This window comes from Micromonospora sp. NPDC003197 (assembly GCF_053590565.1).
This window is the reverse complement of record NZ_JBSFTE010000027.1, coordinates 92,520-93,562: the sequence shown is the minus strand read 5'-3', so window position 1 is coordinate 93,562 and position 1,043 is coordinate 92,520. Positions and strand designations below refer to the sequence as shown.

Annotated in this window: 1 protein-coding gene; it reads left to right on the top strand. The window is 61.8% G+C overall.

Annotated elements, in window-relative coordinates; all coding sequences use genetic code 11:
- Positions 1-1,043: hypothetical protein (locus ACWDV4_RS24865; RefSeq protein WP_449983062.1), on the top strand; the 1,043-nt coding region annotated here is incomplete at both ends.

Here is a 1,043-nt window from a genome sequence, read left to right as displayed (position 1 = left end):
GCGAAAACGGCCAACCACCACAGCCCGTCAACATCAGCTACCAAGGCGATGCGAGCACCTGGCGTTACGCCGATGGCACCACCGTCACCTACAACGATGACGGCAACGTCATCCGCCAACAGTTACCCGACGGCACCGTCTTCGACCGCTTCAACGCCAACGGCGAACCAACCCACGGCCTACTCACAGGCGAAAACGGCCAACCACCACAGCCCGTCAACATCAGCTACAACGACAACGGCAGCACCTGGCACTACACCGACGGCACCACCGTCACCTACAACGGTGACGGCAACGTCATCCGCCAGGAGCTGCCGGATGGCACCGTCTTCGACCGCTTCAACGCCAACGGCGAGCCAACACACGGAATAGTTCAAGGCGAGGACGGCCAGTCACATCCGGTAAACATCTCCCATAACGGTGACGAAAGCACCTGGCGCTACGCCGACGGCACCACCATCGCCTACAACGGTGACGGGGACGTCGTACGCCAACAGTTGCCCGACGGCACCGTCTTCGACCGCTTCAACGCCAACGGCGAACCAACACACGGCCTACTCGCAGGCGAGAACGGGCAGCCACCACAGCCCGTCAACATCAGCTACCAAGGCGATGCGAGCACCTGGCACTACACCGATGGCACCACCGTCACCTACAACGGTGACGGCAACGTCATACGTCAACAACTCCCCGACGGCACCGTCTTCGACCAATTCACTGCCGACGGCAGGCCACTACACGGAACAGTCCAAGGCGAAGACGGCCAGCCGGCACAGACCGTCGACATCACCTACAACGACAACGGCAGCACCTGGACCTTCGACGACGGCACCACCGTCGTCCACGACAACAACGGCAACGTCATCCAGCAGACCACCCCCGACGGAGTGGTATTCGACCAATTCACCCCCGACGGCAAACCAACACACGGCACCATCCCACCATCGGACGGCCAGCCGGCACAGACCGTCGACATCACCTACAACGACAACGGCAGCACCTGGACCTTCGACGACGGCACCACCGTCGTCCACGACAACAAC